Source organism: Kocuria sp. HMSC066H03 (assembly GCF_001812045.1).
In the GTDB taxonomy this organism is placed as follows: Bacteria; Actinomycetota; Actinomycetes; order Actinomycetales; family Micrococcaceae; genus Kocuria; species Kocuria rhizophila.
Genome location: NZ_KV807506.1, coordinates 1158054 through 1174659, shown reverse-complemented (window position 1 = coordinate 1174659; position 16606 = coordinate 1158054). Strand labels below are relative to the sequence as shown.

The window sequence follows — 16606 nt, the reverse complement described above, 5'->3', positions numbered from 1 at the left end:
GCCACCGCCGACCGCAGCGACCGCGGGCCGTGATGCCCCGGTCCGTGGTACCAATGAAGCCGGTCAACGATTCGAGTACCCCGCCCCGGTGTGCCACCGCCGGAGTCAGAAAGTGACGCGCATGCACACAACCCACCACCGCCTGCCCCGTCTGGCCAGCACCCTGGTGTTCCTGGCCGCGCTGTGGTCCCTCGTCTCCATCCCGTTCCCGCGGGGTGAGTGGCTCTACATCGTGGACGACGTCTTCACCGCGCTCGGCGTTCCGGCCGGCCCCAACCTGTTCCTGGCCCTGAGCCTGTTCATCGTGGGGGCCGCGCTGCGACGTGGACTGCGGATCGCGTGGGTGGTCGCCCTCGGCGTGCTGGTCGTGGAGATGCTGGTCTACGTTCTGCTGGGCATCGCCCTGGCGGTGGAGTCCCTCGAGGCGGAGCTCGAGATCCTGGACGGGCTCCTGCTCGGGGTGGGGTTCGTCATCACAGCGGCGTGGATCATCGCGTTCATCGCCCGGCGGCGCGACTTCCCCGCCCGCACGCGCCGCGGGGCCACCCGGCAGGCACTGCTCACCCTGCTGAGCGGTCTGGCCCTGGTCATCGTGCTGGTGTTCACGGTCTCCTGGCTGGTCCCCACCCACCTGCACGGCATCGAGCACCTGTGGTTCTCGTTCCGCAGCGTCACGGGCCTGTCCCTGCCGCGCAGCATCTCGGACGGCTCCCCGGGCCCCCACTGGCTGGCCACGCTGGGCGGCATCCTGGGTGCCGCGGTGCTTCTCTTCACCGTGTGGCGGTTCACGCAGTCCGCCCAGCGGGCCGAGGTCCTGAGCCCCGAGGAGGAGCTGCACGTCCGCAGGCTCCTCGCAACGAACGGCGGCCAGGACTCGCTGGGGTACTTCGCCACCCGCCGGGACAAGTCCGTGATCTTCTCCGCAGACGGGCGTGCGGCCGTGTCCTACCGGGTGATCGGCACCGTCTGCCTGGCGTCCGGCGACCCGCTGGGCCACCCGGACGCGTGGCAGGACGCGATTGCCGCGTGGCTGCGTGAGGGGCGCGAGCACGCCTGGCGGATGGGGGTGCTGTCCGCCTCCGAGACCGGCGCCGAGGCATATGTGAAGGCCGGTCTGCGGGCCCGCCCGCTCGGTGACGAGGCCGTCCTGGACACCGACACGTTCACGCTCGAGGGGCGGGCAATGCGCCCGGTCAAGCGCGCTGTGGCCCGTGTGCGTGAGGCCGGCTGCACCGTCACCGTGCAGCGCCACAGCCAGCTGGACGCCACCACCATGCAGCAGATCGTCGAGCTCTCCGAGCAGTGGCGCGGGGACGAGGTGGACCGCGGCTTCTCCATGGCCCTGAACCGGCTCGCCGACCGCACGGACGGGCGCAGCGTGGCCGTACTGGTGCGGGACGCCTCCGGGCAGATCGTGGCCCTGCAGTCCTTCGTCCCGTGGGGCACGCGTGGACTGTCCCTGGACCTGATGCGCCGCTCCCCCGAGGCCCCCAACGGCGTGAACGAGGCCATGGTGGCCACCCTCGCCGAGGAGGGCGGGGACCTGGGCGTGCGCGAGGTCTCCCTCAACTTCGCGATGTTCCGCTCCGTGTTCACCGGCGCGGACAAGGTGGGCGCCGGCGTGGGCGTGCGACTCGCGGACCGGGTGCTCACCTGGGGCAACCGTTTCTGGCAGCTCGAGTCCCTGTACGAGGCCAACGCCAAGTACCTGCCCCGCTGGGACGCCCGCTTCGTCTGCTACGACTCCGCCGCGAACCTCCCGCACATCGGAATCGCGGCCGGCCGCGCGGAGGGCTTCCTGCCGGGCCGCTCACCGCGTCCGGGGCACGACGGCGAGGCGCTCGTCGCGGGGCCCGGCGGCACTCCCGTGCGGCTCGCGGACCTCTCCCTCGAGCAGGACCGCGAGCTCCTCACCCCGCCCCGCCCGGTGCGCCACCTCACGGAGCAGCAGCGGGTCCGCCACGACAAGCTGGACGTGCTGCGCGCGGCCGACATGGAGCCCTACCCCGTGGGCGTGCCCTACACGATGTCCCTGGAACGGGCGCGGCAGATCATCGAGGAGGGCGCGGAGGCCACGGTCACCGAGCCCGTCTCGCTGGGAGGGCGCGTGCGCGAGCTGCGCGACTTCGGCGGCGTCGTCTTCGCCGTGATCGAGGAGCACGACGTGCGGCTGCAGGTGGTCCTGGAGGACTCCGCCGTGAGCCCCGAGCTGCTGGCGCTGTGGCGGCGCGCCGTGGACGCCGGTGACCACGTGTCCGTCACCGGAACCTTGGGCCGCAGCCGCCGCGGGGAGCCGTCCCTGCTGGCAACCTCCTGGGCCATGGCGTCCAAGTCGCTGCGGCCCGTGCCGAGCGACCACACCGGGTTCACCAATCCCGAGGCCCGTGTGCGTCAGCGCTACCTGGACCTGATCGTGAACAAGGAGTCCTCGCGGCTGCTGCGGGCACGCTCACGGGGGATCGCCGCCATGCGCCAGTCCTTCATGCAGCGCGGCTACATGGAGGTGGAGACCCCCATGCTGCAGGCCGTGCACGGTGGCGCGAGCGCCCGCCCGTTCCGCACCCACATCAACGCGTACAACGCGGACCTGTACCTGCGCATCGCCCCGGAGCTGTACCTCAAGCACCTGTGCGTGGGTGGCATGGACAAGATCTTCGAGCTCAACCGCAACTTCCGCAACGAGGGCGCGGACGCCACCCACAACCCCGAGTTCACCTCCGTGGAGGCGTACGCGGCGCACGGCGACTACAACACCATGCGGGAGCTCACCCGGGAGCTCATCATCGAGGTGGCCACGGCCATCCACGGCGAGCCCGTGGCGGTGCGCCCGGACGGCCACGGCGGGGAAGATCGGATCCGCCTGGACCACGAGTGGCCCGTGATCCCGGTGCACCAGGCCGTCTCCGAGGCCACCGGCACGCTGCTCACCTCCGGCACCCCGGTGGAAGAGGTGCGCGCCGTCGCGGACGCCCACGGCGTGCACTGGAGCGAGGAGATGACCTCCGGTGAGGTGGTCCTGGAGCTCTACGACGAGCTGGTGGAGGGTCAGACCACCCTGCCGGTGTTCTACACGGACTTCCCGCTGGAGACCTCACCGCTGACGCGCACGCACCGCACGGACCCGCGGCTCTCGGAGCGCTGGGACCTGGTGGCGTTCGGCGCGGAGATCGGCACGGCGTACTCGGAGCTCGTGGACCCGGTGGACCAGCGCAACCGCCTGACGGAGCAGTCCTACAAGGCCGCCGCGGGTGACCCCGAGGCCATGGAGGTGGATGAGAACTTCCTCACCGCCCTGGAGTACGCCATGCCCCCCACGGGCGGCCTGGGCATCGGCGTGGACCGGATGATCATGATGCTCACGGGCACCAACATCCGCGCCACGCTGGCGTTCCCGTTCACCCGCCCCAACGAGCAGCGCTGAGGGTTTCCTCCTCACCGGAGACGGCCGCCGCCCACGAGCTCTCCTCGTGCGCGGCGGCCGTTGCCCTCCGGGCGGTCAGCGTGGGGACGGGACGGGGTCGGTTGCGGCAACCCGTCCGCTGCGCAGCAGCACCACCGCCGTCAGGGATCCCACGGCACCGGCAGTCGTGAGCGGCACGGTGAGCAGGGTGACGATCTCCCACAGCGGCGGCACCGTGGCGCACACCAGGGCGATGGCGAGGGCGGTGCCCGAGAGCCGCGCCGGGCGTGCGCCCCAGGGCGCCACGGAGGCACTCTCGACCCGCCGTAGCGCGGTGGCCACGGCCAGGACCACGGCCCAGCACAGCACCGCCAGCGGGATCCGCAGCCACCACCAGGCGGCGGAGCCGGGAGCGGGGTCGTACCCTCCCGCGAGGAACCACGCGGCCATGACCGCCACGACCAGCGGCAGGTGCCACAGGTAGATGGTCAGGGCGCGGGAGCCCACCACGTGGGCCACGGTCTGCGCGGGCCGCCACCGCATGAGGCTGCGCAGCGCCGGCGAGAAGACCTCCAGCAGGCACGCCTGCGCCACCCCGAGCAGCACCATGCACACCGTGGGCGGGTTGAGGTTGGTGAGCATGTCCGGGGCGTAGGCACCGGAGGCCACGCACAGCCCGAGCAGCGCGTAGCACCCGGCGGCGAGCGCCACGAGCGTCGCCCGGGACCGCGCGGCGAACCACCCGTCCGCGCGGAAGAACCCGAGTTGCTGCACGAGCGGCCACACGAACACCATGTTGAGCAGCCCCCACCACTGCTGCCCGGTGGCCATGCGGATCAGGTCCACGGCCACGGTGCCCGAGAGCAGGAACCAGCACCACACCCACCCCATCTGCTCATGCATACGCATGAAACAGGGTGCCAGGGCCTGGCAGATCAGATAGGCGGCCAGGAACCACAGCGCCATCCCCATCCCGGACAGCGCGAACGTCACCAGCTCGTGCGGCGCGCCCGCCACGAGCGCCGCTGCGGCCCCGAGCGCCAGCGCGCACCACAGCACGGCGGCCGGCTGCACGAGCCGCAGGGTCCGCTCCCGCACGTACTCCCCCGCGGCCATGCCCCGCGCACGACGCCGCCGCCACGCCCCCGCCGTGGCCGCCCCGCCCACCACGAAGAACAGCGGCATGACCTGCAGGAGCCACGTGGCCCACCAGTACCAGGGCTGCAGCGTGGGCACGAGCACCGAGCGGATCTCCCCGGAGGCCGGGTCCCGGGTGATGGTGACCAAGAGGACGTGGAGGCACACCACGGTGATCACGCACGCCACACGAGCGGCGTCCACGGCGGGGTCGCGGTCAGGGGCCTGGGAGGCGGACGCGGGCTGGGCGCGAACGTCGTGGCTCATGCTCGTCACTCTAGAATGCGTCCGCCCGCGATCCGGGGTGGGACGCGCTGCTGGGGAACCCGGGGCCGCGCGCCGAGTGGGGGCAGGACAGCTCCGGCAGGGGCCGTCGCGGCCGGACGAGGACCCACGGGGTAGGCCGACCCGCGAAGAGGTGGGCAGGAGTGCGCAGGAGTGCGCCAGGGTGCACCGGGGTGGGGAAAACCCCACCCGGACCCGGTGGCCAGCTCTGGCGCGCTGAACGGCGTGGTGTCCGTAGCGTGGAGGCCATGAGCACACGAGCCCCGGAGCCCACGCCACCGTGGGACACCACCGAACACCTCCCCGCCGACTCCGAGCACACCCGCCCCCTGCCCCCGGCCGAGCAGACCCTCAAGACCACGGGCGCTCGGAGTGCGGACACCGCTGAGCACCCGGGCGGCGCCGCGGGCCGCAGCGGCCCCGCCGCCCAGCGCGACCTGGACCACGATTCCGTGACGCGCACCCTGCCCGTGGACCGGACCCCCGCTGCCGCATCGTCGTACGAGATGGCGCCCACCAGGTCCGTCGAGCAGCGCACCAGCACCCTCCGGCACCGGGCCGTGTCCGGGGCGGTGCCGGAAGCCCCCGCTGACGGTCGCTCCGGCGACCCCGCCGCGACCGCCCCCGTCCGGGAGTGGCGCACGTTCTCCCCCAAGACCCTGTTCTTCGGGGGCCTGGACCTCGTGGTGGACTCGATGCTCAACAGCGCGCTGCTCTCCCTGATCTTCTTCCTGCTGACGGTCGGCGTGCTGACCGTGCCGCTGCTGGGCGTGGGCGTGCTGGTCCTGGCCGCCACGGTCTACGTGCTGGTGGCCGCGGTGTGGCTGGAGCGGCGGCGTTCCGCCTCCTCGTTCGGGCTGGACATCCGCGATCCCCGGCGCCGGCGCAGCCCGCGCACGGACTGGGTGCGGATCCCCCACCAGGTGTGGCTGGACGTCAGCGACGGCTCCCTGTGGCTCGGGCTGCTCCACCTGGTGCTCACGTGCGCCCTGGGCTGGCTGGCCCTGCTGCCGTTCGTGACGGTGGGTGCGGGCGTCGCCCTCGCCACCGCTCCCCTCTACGCCCCGGCGGACTCCGTGGTGCGCCGGCTGATGGCCACCGCGGGGAACCTTCCCGAGTGGGCACTCGTCCTGCTGGGCGTGGCGGCGGTGCTGCTGAGCATCCTGGTGGGCGTGCTGGCCACGGTGGCCCACCGTACGCTCTCCGCCGCGCTGCTGCGCCAGAGCGAGGCCGTCCGCCTGCGCCGTGAGGCCGCAGAGTCCCGCCGCCGGGCGGAGCACGAGTCCGCCGCCAAGGAGTCCGCGGTGCGCGGCGCGGAGACCGAGCGCTCACGCATCGAGCGGGACCTGCACGACGGCGTCCAGCCGCAGCTGGTCTCGGTGGCCATGAACCTCTCGATGGCCATGTCCCGGATCGACACCGATCCCGCGGCCGCCAAGGAGCTCGTGGCCGAGGCCCACGGCACCACCAAGGCCGCGATCACCGAGCTGCGCCGCCTGGCCCGCGGCTTCCACCCCGCCGTGCTGGAGGACAGGGGGCTCGACGCCGCCGTGTCCGCCGTGGCCGCGCAGGCACCGTTCCCCGTGGACGTCTCCGTCACGGCCCCGCGCCTGGATCCCCGCACGGAGGCCGCGATCTACTTCGCGGTGTCCGAGGGCCTCACCAACGCCGTCAAGTACTCCGGCACCCGCTCCGCCGACGTGGCCGTGTCGGTCCAGGACGGCCCCGCGCCCGGCACCGCCGTGGTGGTGGCCGGTGTCCGCGACTTCGGCCGCGGCGGCGCCCGGGTGGTCCCCGGCGGAGGGCTCTCCGGGATCCAGGACCGCATCCGCTCCGCGGGCGGCCGGTTCTTCGTGACCTCGCCCGTGGGTGGCCCCACCGAGGTGGTCGTGGAGCTGCCGCTCACCGGCCCCACCGCGCCCCGCACCACGCCGAGCGACCCCGGTGCGGACCGCGCCGCTCACCACGGGGGCGCGAGCGCACCGAGCGCCCCGGGTGGGCCGGGGCAGGGAACCGGCGGTGCGGCGTCGTCGTACCCCGCGGCCGGAAACGCGTACCCCGCAGCGGGAGAGGAGAACTGAGATGCGCATCGTGATCGCCGAGGACGCCGTCCTGCTCCGCGCGGGGCTCGTGCGCCTGCTCACGGACGCCGGGCACCAGGTGGTGGCTGAGACGGACACCGCCGAGGGCCTCGTGAAGGCCGTGGCGGAGCAGCGTCCGGACTTCGCCCTGGTGGACGTGCGGCTGCCGCCCACGTTCAGCGACGAGGGCATCCGCGCCGCCGTGCTGATCCGCTCCGCGCACCCGGAGGTGGCCGTGCTGGTGCTGTCCCAGTACGTGGAGGAGCGCTACGCGTCCGAGCTGATCGCGTCCCGCCGCGAGGGCCTGGGCTACCTGCTCAAGGACCGCGTGGCGGACGTGGACCAGTTCCTCGAATCCGTGCAGACCGTGGGTTCCGGCGGCACCGTGCTGGACCCGGAGGTGCTCACCCAGATCCTGGTGCGCTCGCGGCGCCGCGAGGACATGGAGCTGCTGTCCCCGCGTGAGCGCGAGGTGCTGGGCCTCATGGCGCAGGGGCTGTCCAACGCCTCGATCGCCGCGAACCTCTACCTCACCGAGTCGGCCGTGGAGAAGCACATCGGCTCGATCTTCGCCAAATTGGGCGTCATCTCCGAGACCGGCAACCGCAGGGTCCTGGCCGTTCTCAAGTACCTCGGCTACTCGGACCACTCTCTCTAGGACACGTCATGAGCACACAGTTCCCCGATCCCTCATCCTCTCCCACCCCGACGACGCCGCCCGCGGGCCTGCCCGGCGACGGCCGCCCGCCGCGCGACCCCCGCGGGGACCGCCCCGTGGGGCGCGGCGAGCGCCGCGCGTGGAACACGGCGACGGCCGTGATCGGCGGTGTGACCGCGCTCGGGCTGCTCCTGGCCGGGGCGGGCACCGCGGCGGCGGTCGCCCTGACGCAGGAGCGCGACGGATCCTGGACCGCGACCTCCGCCGTCAAGGAGATCCGCATCGACACCCGCACCGCCACGGTGGACGTCACCACCAGCCCCACCGTGGAGCACGTGGAGGTGCAGTGGCACGAGACGGGCTGGTCGCTGCCCGATCGCCAGATCACCCCCACGGTCGAGAACGGCGTGCTGAGCCTGGACGCCGTGCGGCAGGAGGAGTCCGCGTGGGCCACCGGCCCCCAGCAGATCTCGGTGGTCGTCCCGCAGGACGCCCCCGCCGCTTCCCTGGACATCTCCAGCACCGCCGGCGCGGTGAACGTGCAGGGCACGTACCAGGACGTCTCCGCCTCCTCCGAGATGGGCTCGGTCACGGCCACGGACGTCAAGGCCTCCGTGCTGGACGCCCGGGCGACCACCGGGCAGGTGGTGCTGGACGGGGTGAGCGTGAAGAACCGCCTGGACGCCCACGTGACCCTGGGGATGGCGCTCGTCGCGGCCCAGGGCCCGGCCCCGCAGCGCACCTCCGTCACCGCGACCACCGGCGCGTACGGGGTGGACATGCCCGGCGCGGACTACTGGTACCCGCAGGGCAGCCAGCACGACGTCGCCGACCCCCGCCACCCGCGCACGACCACCCCCGGTAGCTCCGCGTACGCCGGAGATTCGTGGGGCAGCGGTGACTTGTGGAGCTCGGACCAGGGCCTGCAGACCGCCACCCAGGGCGGGGCGCCGAGCACCGAGTACGACGCGGACGCCACGTGCGACGCCGCACCCAAGGGCCGGCCCTGCCTGTTCCTGAAGGGGACGCCGGTGGACGTGCGGGACGCCGGGACCGTGGACGCGTGGGACGGCGACCGGCAGGAGCCCACGGACGGCTCCCCCAGTTCCCTGAGCTCCCCGCGCTCCTCGAACTCCCCGGCCCCGAGCCTCACGGTCTCCACCGCCCCGGGCCGCGACGAGTAGACCTCCCGTCCGGCGCGTACGGGCTCCGGACGGGCGCCCCGCGGCACCGCTGACCAGGCGGGCCGCAGGGCTTTTCCCTGCCGGGGGCAGGAGGGGTGTGGTCGCGGACGGGACCGCCGAACGATGCCGCCAGGACGGCGTGCGACGAGAACCTCCGCGCTCGGAGCGGGTGGCGAGGCACGGCGGGACGGTGCGCGGCGGCGTCGTCCCGCGGGTGCCGGACGGGCCGGGAGGCGGCCCCGGGTGACACCGGATGACTCCCCAGGCGGCGCGCCCCGTAGCCTGGTCGGGTGACGTCCTCCGACCCCGAAGCCATGGACCGCGCGCGCATCCGCCGTGCCCGGCTGGCCGTGTCCCTGCTGTTCCTCACGAACGGCGCGATCTTCTCCAACCTGCTCCCGCGGCTGCCCGAGTTCAAGGACATGTTCGAGCTCTCCAACGCGGCGTACGGGCTGGCGGTGATCGCGTTCCCGATCGGCGGCGTGGTGGCCGGGCCGCTGCCCGCTCCCGTCCTGCGACGGTTCGGGACCGCCCGGACCGCGGCCGCGGGTTCCGTGCTCCTGGCCGCGGCCGTGTTCGTGACCGGTTCCGTCCCGGTGCTCGCCGTGTTCGGAGCGGGGCTGTTCGTCGCCGGAGTGCTGGACGCGGTGGTGGACACCGCCCAGAACGCCCAGGGACTGCGGGTCCAGCGCCTCGCCGGAACCTCGATGATCAACTCCATGCACGCCCTGTGGAGCGTGGGTGCCGTGATCGGCGGGCTCATGGGCACCGCGGCCGCTGCCCTGCACGTGCCCCTGGCCTGGCACTTCCTCGTCAGCGGGGTGGTCTTCGCCGCCGTGGCCGTGGTGGCCATGCGGTGGGCCGTGCCGGACGACCACGAGGCCCACGCCGCCGCCCAGGCGGAGAACCTCCCCGTGGACACCGCAGGGATTCCCCGGCTGCCCCGGGGAAGGCGCGCGGCGCTGCTGGCTCTGCTGCCCATCGCGGTGGTCGCCGTGTCCGGGGTGCTCGTGGAGGACGTGGGCTCCAACTGGTCCGCCGTCTACCTCCGGGACGTGCTCGCCGCCCCTGTGGGCCTGGTGGGGCTCGGCTACGTGAGCCTCGTGGGAGCGCAGTTCGTGGGCCGGATCGTCGGGGACCGCCTGATCGACGCGCTCGGCGCCGTCCTGGTGACCCGCATCGGAGGCGTCCTGATCTTCGTGGGCCTGGGAGCCGTCGCCCTCGCGCCCGCTCCGTGGCTGGCCCTGGTGGGCTTCGCGCTCGCCGGTTTCGGCTGCGCCACCATGGTCCCCAACGCCTACGCCGCCGCGGACCACGCGCCGGGCCTCAAACCCGGTACGGGGCTCACGCTGGTCAGCTGGTGCATGCGCATCGTGTTCGTGCTCTCCCCACCTCTGGTGGGGGTGCTCGCCGACGCCGTGGGGCTGCGCACCGCGCTGCTCATCTTCCCCGTGATGGGCGTGCTCGCGTTCCTGTTCGCCGGGGCGCTGCGGGAGCGCCGCCGCTCCTGAACGCAGGCTCAACGACCCTCCCGCAGACGCACGGGCTGCGGGCGCATACTGGGGAGCATGACTTCACAGTTCGGCCAGACCCGTTCCGAGCAGGGCCCCTCGCTGCTGCGCTCCGGCTACCTCTTCGCCTCCCGCGTACGACGCCGCGCAGGCCTCTCCTCGGACTCGGGGTGCCCCGTGCGCATGCCCCTGCTGGGCAAGAATACCGTCCTGGTCCGCGGTGAGGAGGGCGTCAAGCTCTTCTACGACACGTCCCGCGTGCAGCGTGACGGGGCGATGCCCGGCGTCGTCCAGGGTCCCCTGTTCGGAGCGGGAGCTGTCCACGGCCTGGACGGCGAGGCCCACCGGACGCGCAAGAACCAGCTCGCGGACATGGCGTACGAGGACGAGCGCGTGGCCGCGTACAAGCCCTTCGTGGCCGAGGAGCTCGAGGACCTCGTGGCTCGCTGGAAGGACGGCGACAACGTCTACGACAGCACCGCGATCGCCTTCGGCCGCGCGTCCTTCCGGTGGGCCGGTCTGCAGTGGGGCGTGCCGGAGATGGACCGCTGGGCCCACCGCATGAGCCGCCTGCTGGACACCTTCGGTCGCCCCGCGAGCCACGTGGTGTCCCGGTTGGACCGGATCGCCCTGGACCGCCGCTTCGCCGCGCTCATCAAGGACGTCCGTGCGGGCCGGGTCCGTGCTCCCCAGGACTCCGTGCTCGAGCACATGGCCGGTCTGGTGGACGAGCACGGCGAGCTGGTGGACGCCAAGACAGCGGGCATCGAACTGCAGAACCTTACCCGCCCGAACGTGGCCGTGGCCCGCTTCGCGGCGTTCGCGGCCACCGCCCTGGTGAAGCACCCCGAGTGGGTCGAGCGCATCCGCACCGCCTCCGAGCAGTGCGGCGGCACCCTGCTGGACGTCCCCGAGGCCGTGGCCTTCGCGCAGGAGGTCCGCCGCGTGTACCCGTTCGTGCCCATGCTCCCCGCGGAGCTCACGCAGGACACCGAGATCCAGGGCTGCCCCGTGCACAAGGGCGAACGTGTGGTCCTGGACATCCTGGGCACCAACACGGATCCGGCGTCCTGGGACCGCGCGGCCACGTTCGACCCCGAGCGCTTCCTGGGGGTCGAGGACGCCGAGGCGATCACCACGTTCATCCCCCAGGGCGGTGCGGACGTGCGCACGGGCCACCGCTGCCCCGGCGAGAAGATCGCGGTCACGTCCCTCTCCGCCGCCGTGGTGGCGCTGTGCCGCCCGGAGGTCCAGCTGCCGAGCGACCAGGACGACCTCACGTTCTCCTGGACCCACATGCTGACCCGCCCGGTCACCGGGGTGCGGGTGCGCTCCACCCGCTGAGCACGGTGGCGCCGGGCCCGTCCGGACCCGGCACCACCCCAGCACGCGCCGCCCCGCCACGCACGGCCCCGGACGACGCCGCCGGGCGCCTCGCGCGGTTCTCTCACGAGGGTGCCCCACGTGGCGTGGAAGCCCCACGTGGGGGTCTCGCATTGGAGTCTCGCGGCGGCGTCGTGGCCCGGGACCAGGGGCCGAACCGCTCAGATCAGACCGCGCAGAATGCCCTTCCAGTACAGGGCGGGCTGCAGCCAGCGGTCGAAGAGGAACGTCCACGGGCGGGGGTTCGCGAGGTCGCGAACGCCGAAGGACGGCTCCGGGCGCATCCGGCGGTCCACCTCCGCGAGCAGCAGTGTTCGTCGGGACAGCGCGATGGGCGCCACGGTGTAGCCGTCGTAGCGCTGGAGCTCCTCGGAATCCGCCGCGAGGAGATTGTGCACCAGGACCGGGCTCTGGCTGCGGATCGCTCCGCCGGAGGCCATGATGCCCAGCGCGGCGGCATCCCCGAGGGACCACACGTGCGGGAAGCGGACGTGCCGCAGCGTCTCGGGCTCCACGGCCACCCGGCCCGCCCCGCCGTCGTCCGCGAGCCCGCTGTCCGCGATCCACGCGGGGGCGCGGTGCGGGGGAACCACGTGCAGGGCGTCGTACTCCACGGTCTCCCGTGCCCCGCCCCGCGTGATGCGCAGGGCCCGGGCCTCCGGGTCCACGGACTCGATGCGAGCGTCCAGGACGGCCTCCACGCCGTAGCGCCGCAGTGCGTCCGCGATGTGTCCGGCCACCCGGGGCTCAGGGAACAGCTCGGGCGCCTCCACGACCACCCGCACGCGGAGGTCCTCCAGCACCCCGGTGCGGCGCCAGTGGTCGCACGCCATGAAGAGGGGCTTGTAGCCCACCCCGCCGCAGCCCACGTCCTCGAAGCGGATGGTGAACACAGCGGTCCCGCCCCGCAGCCCGGACATCAGGTCCCACGTCTTGGGCGCGAGTTGCGTGATGTAGTTGGAGGCAGCGTGCGGGCCGTCAAGGGCTGCGGCCAGCCCGGGCACCCGATCGAGGTCCGGGGCGATGCCGGGGGCCACCACGAGGTCGTCGTAGTCCAGCTCAGTGCCGTCGTCGAGCGCCACCGTGTGGGCCTGCGGATCCACCCGCGTGACACGGGCACGGATCCACCGGGCTCCGGAGGGCATGTACCGCCGCTGGGCCTTGCACACGCTGCTCAGACCGGCCATGCCCGACCCCACGTAGGAGAGCATGGGGCTGTAGGTGTGGGTGGGGCTCGGCTCCACGACCGTCACCCGGACCGAGTCCCGGGATGTCTGCCGCAGGAGGCGCGCCGCGCAGCTCAGGCCCGCGTTGCCACCCCCGATGATCACGATGCGTCGCACGTGTGCCCACTTCCCTGGTGCCGGTCCGGTGCTGGTGCCCCTTGCGGGCAGGCTAGCACCGCACGAACGGGCACCGTGGGATCGGGCACCGCGTGGGGGTGGGGAGTCCCGGGGTCAGTTCTGCGGTGCGGCCGGGCCCGGCGCCGCGGGGCCCGGCACCGCGGGGGCAGGCTGGCCCGCTCCCGGCGCGGCGGCGTTCTTGTCCTTGTAGAGCGGCGCGTTCTTCACCAGGTTCTGGAGCTTGGTGAGCTCCGCCGTGGCCGCGGAAGTGAGCTTCGGGTCTGTGGGCTTGGCGGAAGCCTTCTCCACCGCCTGCTGGGTGATCCCCAGCTGCTTCGCGTACGCCGGGTCCACCGCGGCCAAGTTGCGGAAGGTGAGCTGCTGGGTCAGCGCCTTGAGCTCCACGTTCAGGGGGGTCAGCGGCCCGAACTGCTCCGCCGGGGTCAGCTTCAGCTGCGTGGCCAGCAGGTTCTGGGTGCGCTGCTGGAACTGCTCCAGGGTGGTGAGCTTCGTGATGTCCGCCGTGTACGGGTTGACCGGGGAGGGCGCGGGCGCCGTCGTCGAGGGGTTCGGGGTCGGTTGCGGCGGCGTGGACGTGGTGGGCTTGGGCGTCGGTGTCGTGGTTGCCGACGGAGTGGGTGTCGGTGTCCTGGTTGCCGACGGAGTGGGTGTCGGGTCGGTGGTGCCCGAGTTCCCGGGCGTCCCGGTGCCCTTCGGTGGAGTCTGCGACGAGGTGGCAGAGGGAGCCGGCGCGGGGGCCGTGGTCTTGCCGCTTCCCGGCTTTGTCTTCCCGCCACCGCGCTGCGGGGGTGCGGACGGGCCCTGGGTCACGTGCTTCTTGCCGGAGGAGTCGGAGGCCTTCGGAGCGGATTCACCGGAGGCCTTACCGTTGCCGGAGGCCGAGGTGTCCTTGGCCGGTGCCGTCTGCTGACCCAGCGCCCGGATCTCGTCCTGGTTCTTCTTCGGTGTCCTGGGCGCGGAACCCGCGTCCGTTCCCGGCTTGGCGTTCGGGTTGGTGGGGGCCTGCGACACCCCGGCCTGGTCCGCCGTGGAGTACGCCGGACGGGACGCCGGGATAATCTCCTCCCCGGACTTCCAGTCGAAGGACTGCGCGTCCACCACCTTGCCGTCCACCCACGTCTCGAAGTGCAGGTGCGGCCCGGTCACGCGCATGCCGGTCTGGCCCACCACGCCCAGCTGCTCGGAGGCCCGGAGGGAGTCGCCCTCGCGCACCATGACCTCTTTGAGGTGGTTGTACGTGGTCTTCATGCCGTTTGCGTGGGAGACCTCCACGCGGTTGCCGCCCCACACGTCCCAGAACACGGCGGTCACGGTGCCGTCCAGGGCGGCGACGGCGGGGGTGCCCTCGGGCGCGGAGATGTCCGTGCCGTTGTGGAACTCGCGCTGGCCCGTGTCCGGCGCGGTGCGCCAGCCGAACTCGCCGCCCTTGAGCACCACCACGGGCTGCGCCGGGGCGATCAGGGTGTTGAGGGGCAGCTCGCCCTCGAAGGTTGCGGGTGCGCGCGTGCTCGGCGCCACCGAGGACGCCGCCCCGTTGCCCGCTCCGCCGCCCGTTCCGGGCCCGCCCGCTCCGGCCGATCCGCCGCTCGGCCGGGTGCTGCTCAGGGAGACGAGGGAGGCGTCCTGGGCTGCGGAGATGGCTGCGGGGTCCGGTGTGGAGGCGAAGAGGGAGGGCTGAGCCGGCCGCGCGGCGTCGGCGGCGGGATCGGTGGCTCCGGGGCGCTGCGGACCCTGGGGGTCCTGCGCCATGGCGGGCTGCCACGGGGCGGTGTCGGTGCCGTTGCTCAGCGCCACGCTCCCGGCCACGAGCAGGGAGAAGGATGTGAAGGCCACCAGCGCCATGGACGGCTTCCTGCTGGTGGATGAGCGTGCGCTTGAACGAGCCATGGATGCGATCGTCTCTCCCGGGATGGACTTCGGCGCCGTGAGCCCTGGGGCCGACAGTCAGTAGAACCAGTGTAGGTGAACCCTCAGCGTCTATGCAGTTTCATTGACGTGAAAGTGCGGCCCTGTCAGTACCGCCCGGACCACTCGTCCACCAGGCCGCGGACGTAGGCGGCCTGCCCGACGTGCTGGGCGGCGTCGTCGATCGTGGAGACGATGCGCACGCCGCGGGTGACGGGCGGGTCCCAGGAGTCGTCGACGACCTCGTCCAGGGAGGCGTCGTCAAGGCCGTTCACGTACTCCGCCGTGCCGCAGCACACCGCGCGCAGGTAGCCGATCAGCAGCCCGGGGTCCTGCACCCGCACGCTCGCGACCTCCCGGGGGCCGTCCCCGAAGCCGAAGTCCTCCGCGGGGCGGTCCAGTCCGAACGACTCGCACCAGCCCTGCGCAGTCCACACCTGCTCCGCACCGCACAGCGCGGCGATCTGCGCATCCTGCTGCCGCGCCGCGTGCCACAGCAGCCAGGACATGGAGTTGTGCGTGCCGTCCGGCATGCGGTTCAGCACCTCCGCGGAGACGCCCTCCACGGCGGCCTCCGCCGCTTCCACCGGGCGCTTCGCCGCGTCCGCCACCAGTTCCCGAGCACCCATGTTCCACCTGATTCCGCACCGGTTCCGTGTGATCCACCTCCCACTGTACGACCGTTGCGCGGGCCGCGGGAGGGGCGGGCACCGCAGGTGCAGGGCGGGTTCCGGGCACGACGCCGCCCGCTCACCGTCAGGCGTTCTCCAGCACCAACCGCACGAACTCCGTGACCGCCGGTGAGCGCTCCGCGTCACGCCACACCAGGTGGACCGGCACGGCCTCCAGGCCCTCGCCAGCGCGCACCACGAGCTCCGGGTGGTTGTAGTACCGCATGGTGGACGCGGGCGTGATGCCGAACCGGCGCGGGTCCGCGGCGATCGCCACGATCCACTCGTCCACGCCGCGCACGGTGAGGATCTCTCCGGGGCCGATGTGTGCGAGCCACTGCGCCGTGGTGGTCCCGCCGTGGGGATTGACCACCGCGTGCAGTCCCGCGAGATCCCGCGCCGCCACGCGGGGCACACGGTTCAGCACACTGTCCCGGGAGAAGACCACCGCGCGCTCCTCACGGTGCAGGACCCTGCTGCGCACGCCCTCGGCCGTCACGGGGCCACGGACCACGGCGACGTCCGCAGCACCCCGGGCTACTGCGGCGTCGGGCGCGGTGAGCTGCGTGAGGCGGCACGCGCCGTCGGGATGGGCGGCGCTCCACGCCCGGACGGCGCCGGAGACTGCGCTGTCCAACCCCGCCCACGCGTAGGCCACCGTGACGGACCACGGCTCCCAGCGCCCGGGATCCACCAGGGCGTCGACGCCGCGCAGCACCTCCTCGCAGCGTTGCGCGAAGACCCGCCCGCGATCCGTGAGCACCGCACCGTGCGGTCCGCGCTCCACGAGCCGCACGCCCACCGCCGCCTCGATCTCCCGCAGCATCCGCGAGACGGTGGGCTGCGTGGTCCCCAGCTCCCGCGCGGCGCCGGACAGCGACGACGCCGCGGCCAGCGCCGCGAACATCCGCACGTGCCGCAGCTCCAAGGTCATGCGCCCAGCGTATAGCGGTGCCCGGCGGTGGGTCTTCCCCCAGTTCGCCGCGGTGCGCGAGTCTGGGGGTCTGCGTCCGCGCCCGCCCACCCG

General features: G+C 73.0%; 12 protein-coding genes. 7 read left to right on the top strand and 5 right to left on the bottom strand.

Features of this window, described 5'->3' with window-relative positions; genetic code table 11:
* The first annotated feature begins 121 nt into the window (after positions 1 to 121).
* Positions 122 to 3421 (top strand): bifunctional lysylphosphatidylglycerol synthetase/lysine--tRNA ligase LysX, encoded by a 3300-nt coding sequence (gene lysX / locus HMPREF2833_RS08665; RefSeq protein WP_070637634.1) that lies wholly within the window; start codon positions 122 to 124, stop codon positions 3419 to 3421.
* 75 nt (positions 3422 to 3496) lie between these two features.
* On the opposite strand, the gene HMPREF2833_RS08660 is transcribed toward lysX, so the two are convergent.
* Entirely contained in the window at positions 3497 to 4804 is a 1308-nt protein-coding gene (locus HMPREF2833_RS08660; RefSeq protein WP_070637459.1) for an acyltransferase family protein, read from the bottom strand.
* Between the two features lie 266 nt (positions 4805 to 5070).
* Here HMPREF2833_RS08660 and HMPREF2833_RS08655 point away from each other — a divergent pair, with 266 nt between their 5' ends.
* The 5 genes from HMPREF2833_RS08655 to HMPREF2833_RS08635 all read left to right on the top strand — a co-directional run bounded on the left by HMPREF2833_RS08655 (position 5071) and on the right by HMPREF2833_RS08635 (position 11600).
* Positions 5071 to 6903, top strand: coding sequence for a sensor histidine kinase (locus tag HMPREF2833_RS08655; protein WP_070637458.1), 1833 nt, complete (start codon positions 5071 to 5073; stop codon positions 6901 to 6903).
* Between the two features lies 1 nt (position 6904).
* Positions 6905 to 7561 carry a response regulator transcription factor gene (locus HMPREF2833_RS08650; RefSeq protein ID WP_070637456.1) on the top strand — a complete coding sequence of 219 codons (657 nt, stop codon included), beginning with the start codon at positions 6905 to 6907 and terminating at the stop codon, positions 7559 to 7561.
* Positions 7562 to 7569: 8 nt separating this feature from the next.
* Positions 7570 to 8745: a DUF4097 family beta strand repeat-containing protein gene (locus tag HMPREF2833_RS08645; RefSeq protein ID WP_246829103.1), complete on the top strand. Its 1176-nt coding sequence runs from the start codon at positions 7570 to 7572 to the stop codon at positions 8743 to 8745.
* 290 nt (positions 8746 to 9035) lie between these two features.
* A complete protein-coding gene (locus HMPREF2833_RS08640; protein ID WP_083310975.1) occupies positions 9036 to 10256 on the top strand; it encodes an MFS transporter in 1221 nt (406 codons plus the stop codon).
* A 57-nt stretch (positions 10257 to 10313) separates the two neighbouring features.
* On the top strand, positions 10314 to 11600 hold the full coding sequence (locus tag HMPREF2833_RS08635; protein WP_070637452.1) for a cytochrome P450: 1287 nt from the start codon (positions 10314 to 10316) through the stop codon (positions 11598 to 11600).
* Between the two features lie 200 nt (positions 11601 to 11800).
* Here the strand turns inward: HMPREF2833_RS08635 and HMPREF2833_RS08630 are convergent, their stop codons facing one another.
* Complete coding sequence (locus tag HMPREF2833_RS08630; protein WP_070637450.1) at positions 11801 to 12982, bottom strand: NAD(P)/FAD-dependent oxidoreductase; 1182 nt, start codon at positions 12980 to 12982, stop codon at positions 11801 to 11803.
* A 114-nt stretch (positions 12983 to 13096) separates the two neighbouring features.
* A complete protein-coding gene (locus tag HMPREF2833_RS08625) occupies positions 13097 to 14845 on the bottom strand; it encodes a M23 family metallopeptidase (protein WP_083310974.1) in 1749 nt (582 codons plus the stop codon).
* Between HMPREF2833_RS08625 and HMPREF2833_RS12790 the strand changes: the two genes are divergently transcribed.
* On the top strand, positions 14826 to 14954 hold the full coding sequence (locus HMPREF2833_RS12790; protein WP_256388766.1) for a hypothetical protein: 129 nt from the start codon (positions 14826 to 14828) through the stop codon (positions 14952 to 14954). The genes HMPREF2833_RS08625 and HMPREF2833_RS12790 overlap by 20 nt on opposite strands.
* A gap of 61 nt (positions 14955 to 15015) precedes the next feature.
* Here the strand turns inward: HMPREF2833_RS12790 and HMPREF2833_RS08620 are convergent, their stop codons facing one another.
* Together HMPREF2833_RS08620 and HMPREF2833_RS08615 are read right to left on the bottom strand one after the other, a co-directional pair.
* Positions 15016 to 15537, bottom strand: a complete 522-nt coding sequence (locus tag HMPREF2833_RS08620; protein ID WP_070637445.1) for a mycothiol transferase — start codon at positions 15535 to 15537, stop codon at positions 15016 to 15018.
* A gap of 127 nt (positions 15538 to 15664) precedes the next feature.
* Positions 15665 to 16513 carry a LysR family transcriptional regulator gene (locus HMPREF2833_RS08615; RefSeq protein ID WP_070637443.1) on the bottom strand — a complete coding sequence of 283 codons (849 nt, stop codon included), beginning with the start codon at positions 16511 to 16513 and terminating at the stop codon, positions 15665 to 15667.
* Positions 16514 to 16606: the final 93 nt, after the last annotated feature.

Bases quoted from the DNA above. Each gene is read 5' to 3' on its own strand.
- HMPREF2833_RS08650 (WP_070637456.1), top strand. From the start codon at position 6,905: ATGCGCATCGTGATCGCCGAGGACGCCGTCCTGCTCCGCGCGGGGCTC.
- HMPREF2833_RS08635 (WP_070637452.1), top strand. From the start codon at position 10,314: ATGACTTCACAGTTCGGCCAGACCCGTTCCGAGCAGGGCCCCTCGCTG.
- HMPREF2833_RS08655 (WP_070637458.1), top strand. From the start codon at position 5,071: ATGAGCACACGAGCCCCGGAGCCCACGCCACCGTGGGACACCACCGAA.
- HMPREF2833_RS08625 (WP_083310974.1), bottom strand. From the start codon at position 14,845: ATGGCGCTGGTGGCCTTCACATCCTTCTCCCTGCTCGTGGCCGGGAGC.
- HMPREF2833_RS08660 (WP_070637459.1), bottom strand. From the start codon at position 4,804: ATGAGCCACGACGTTCGCGCCCAGCCCGCGTCCGCCTCCCAGGCCCCT.
- HMPREF2833_RS08645 (WP_246829103.1), top strand. From the start codon at position 7,570: ATGAGCACACAGTTCCCCGATCCCTCATCCTCTCCCACCCCGACGACG.
- HMPREF2833_RS08615 (WP_070637443.1), bottom strand. From the start codon at position 16,513: ATGACCTTGGAGCTGCGGCACGTGCGGATGTTCGCGGCGCTGGCCGCG.
- lysX (WP_070637634.1), top strand. From the start codon at position 122: ATGCACACAACCCACCACCGCCTGCCCCGTCTGGCCAGCACCCTGGTG.
- HMPREF2833_RS08620 (WP_070637445.1), bottom strand. From the start codon at position 15,537: ATGGGTGCTCGGGAACTGGTGGCGGACGCGGCGAAGCGCCCGGTGGAA.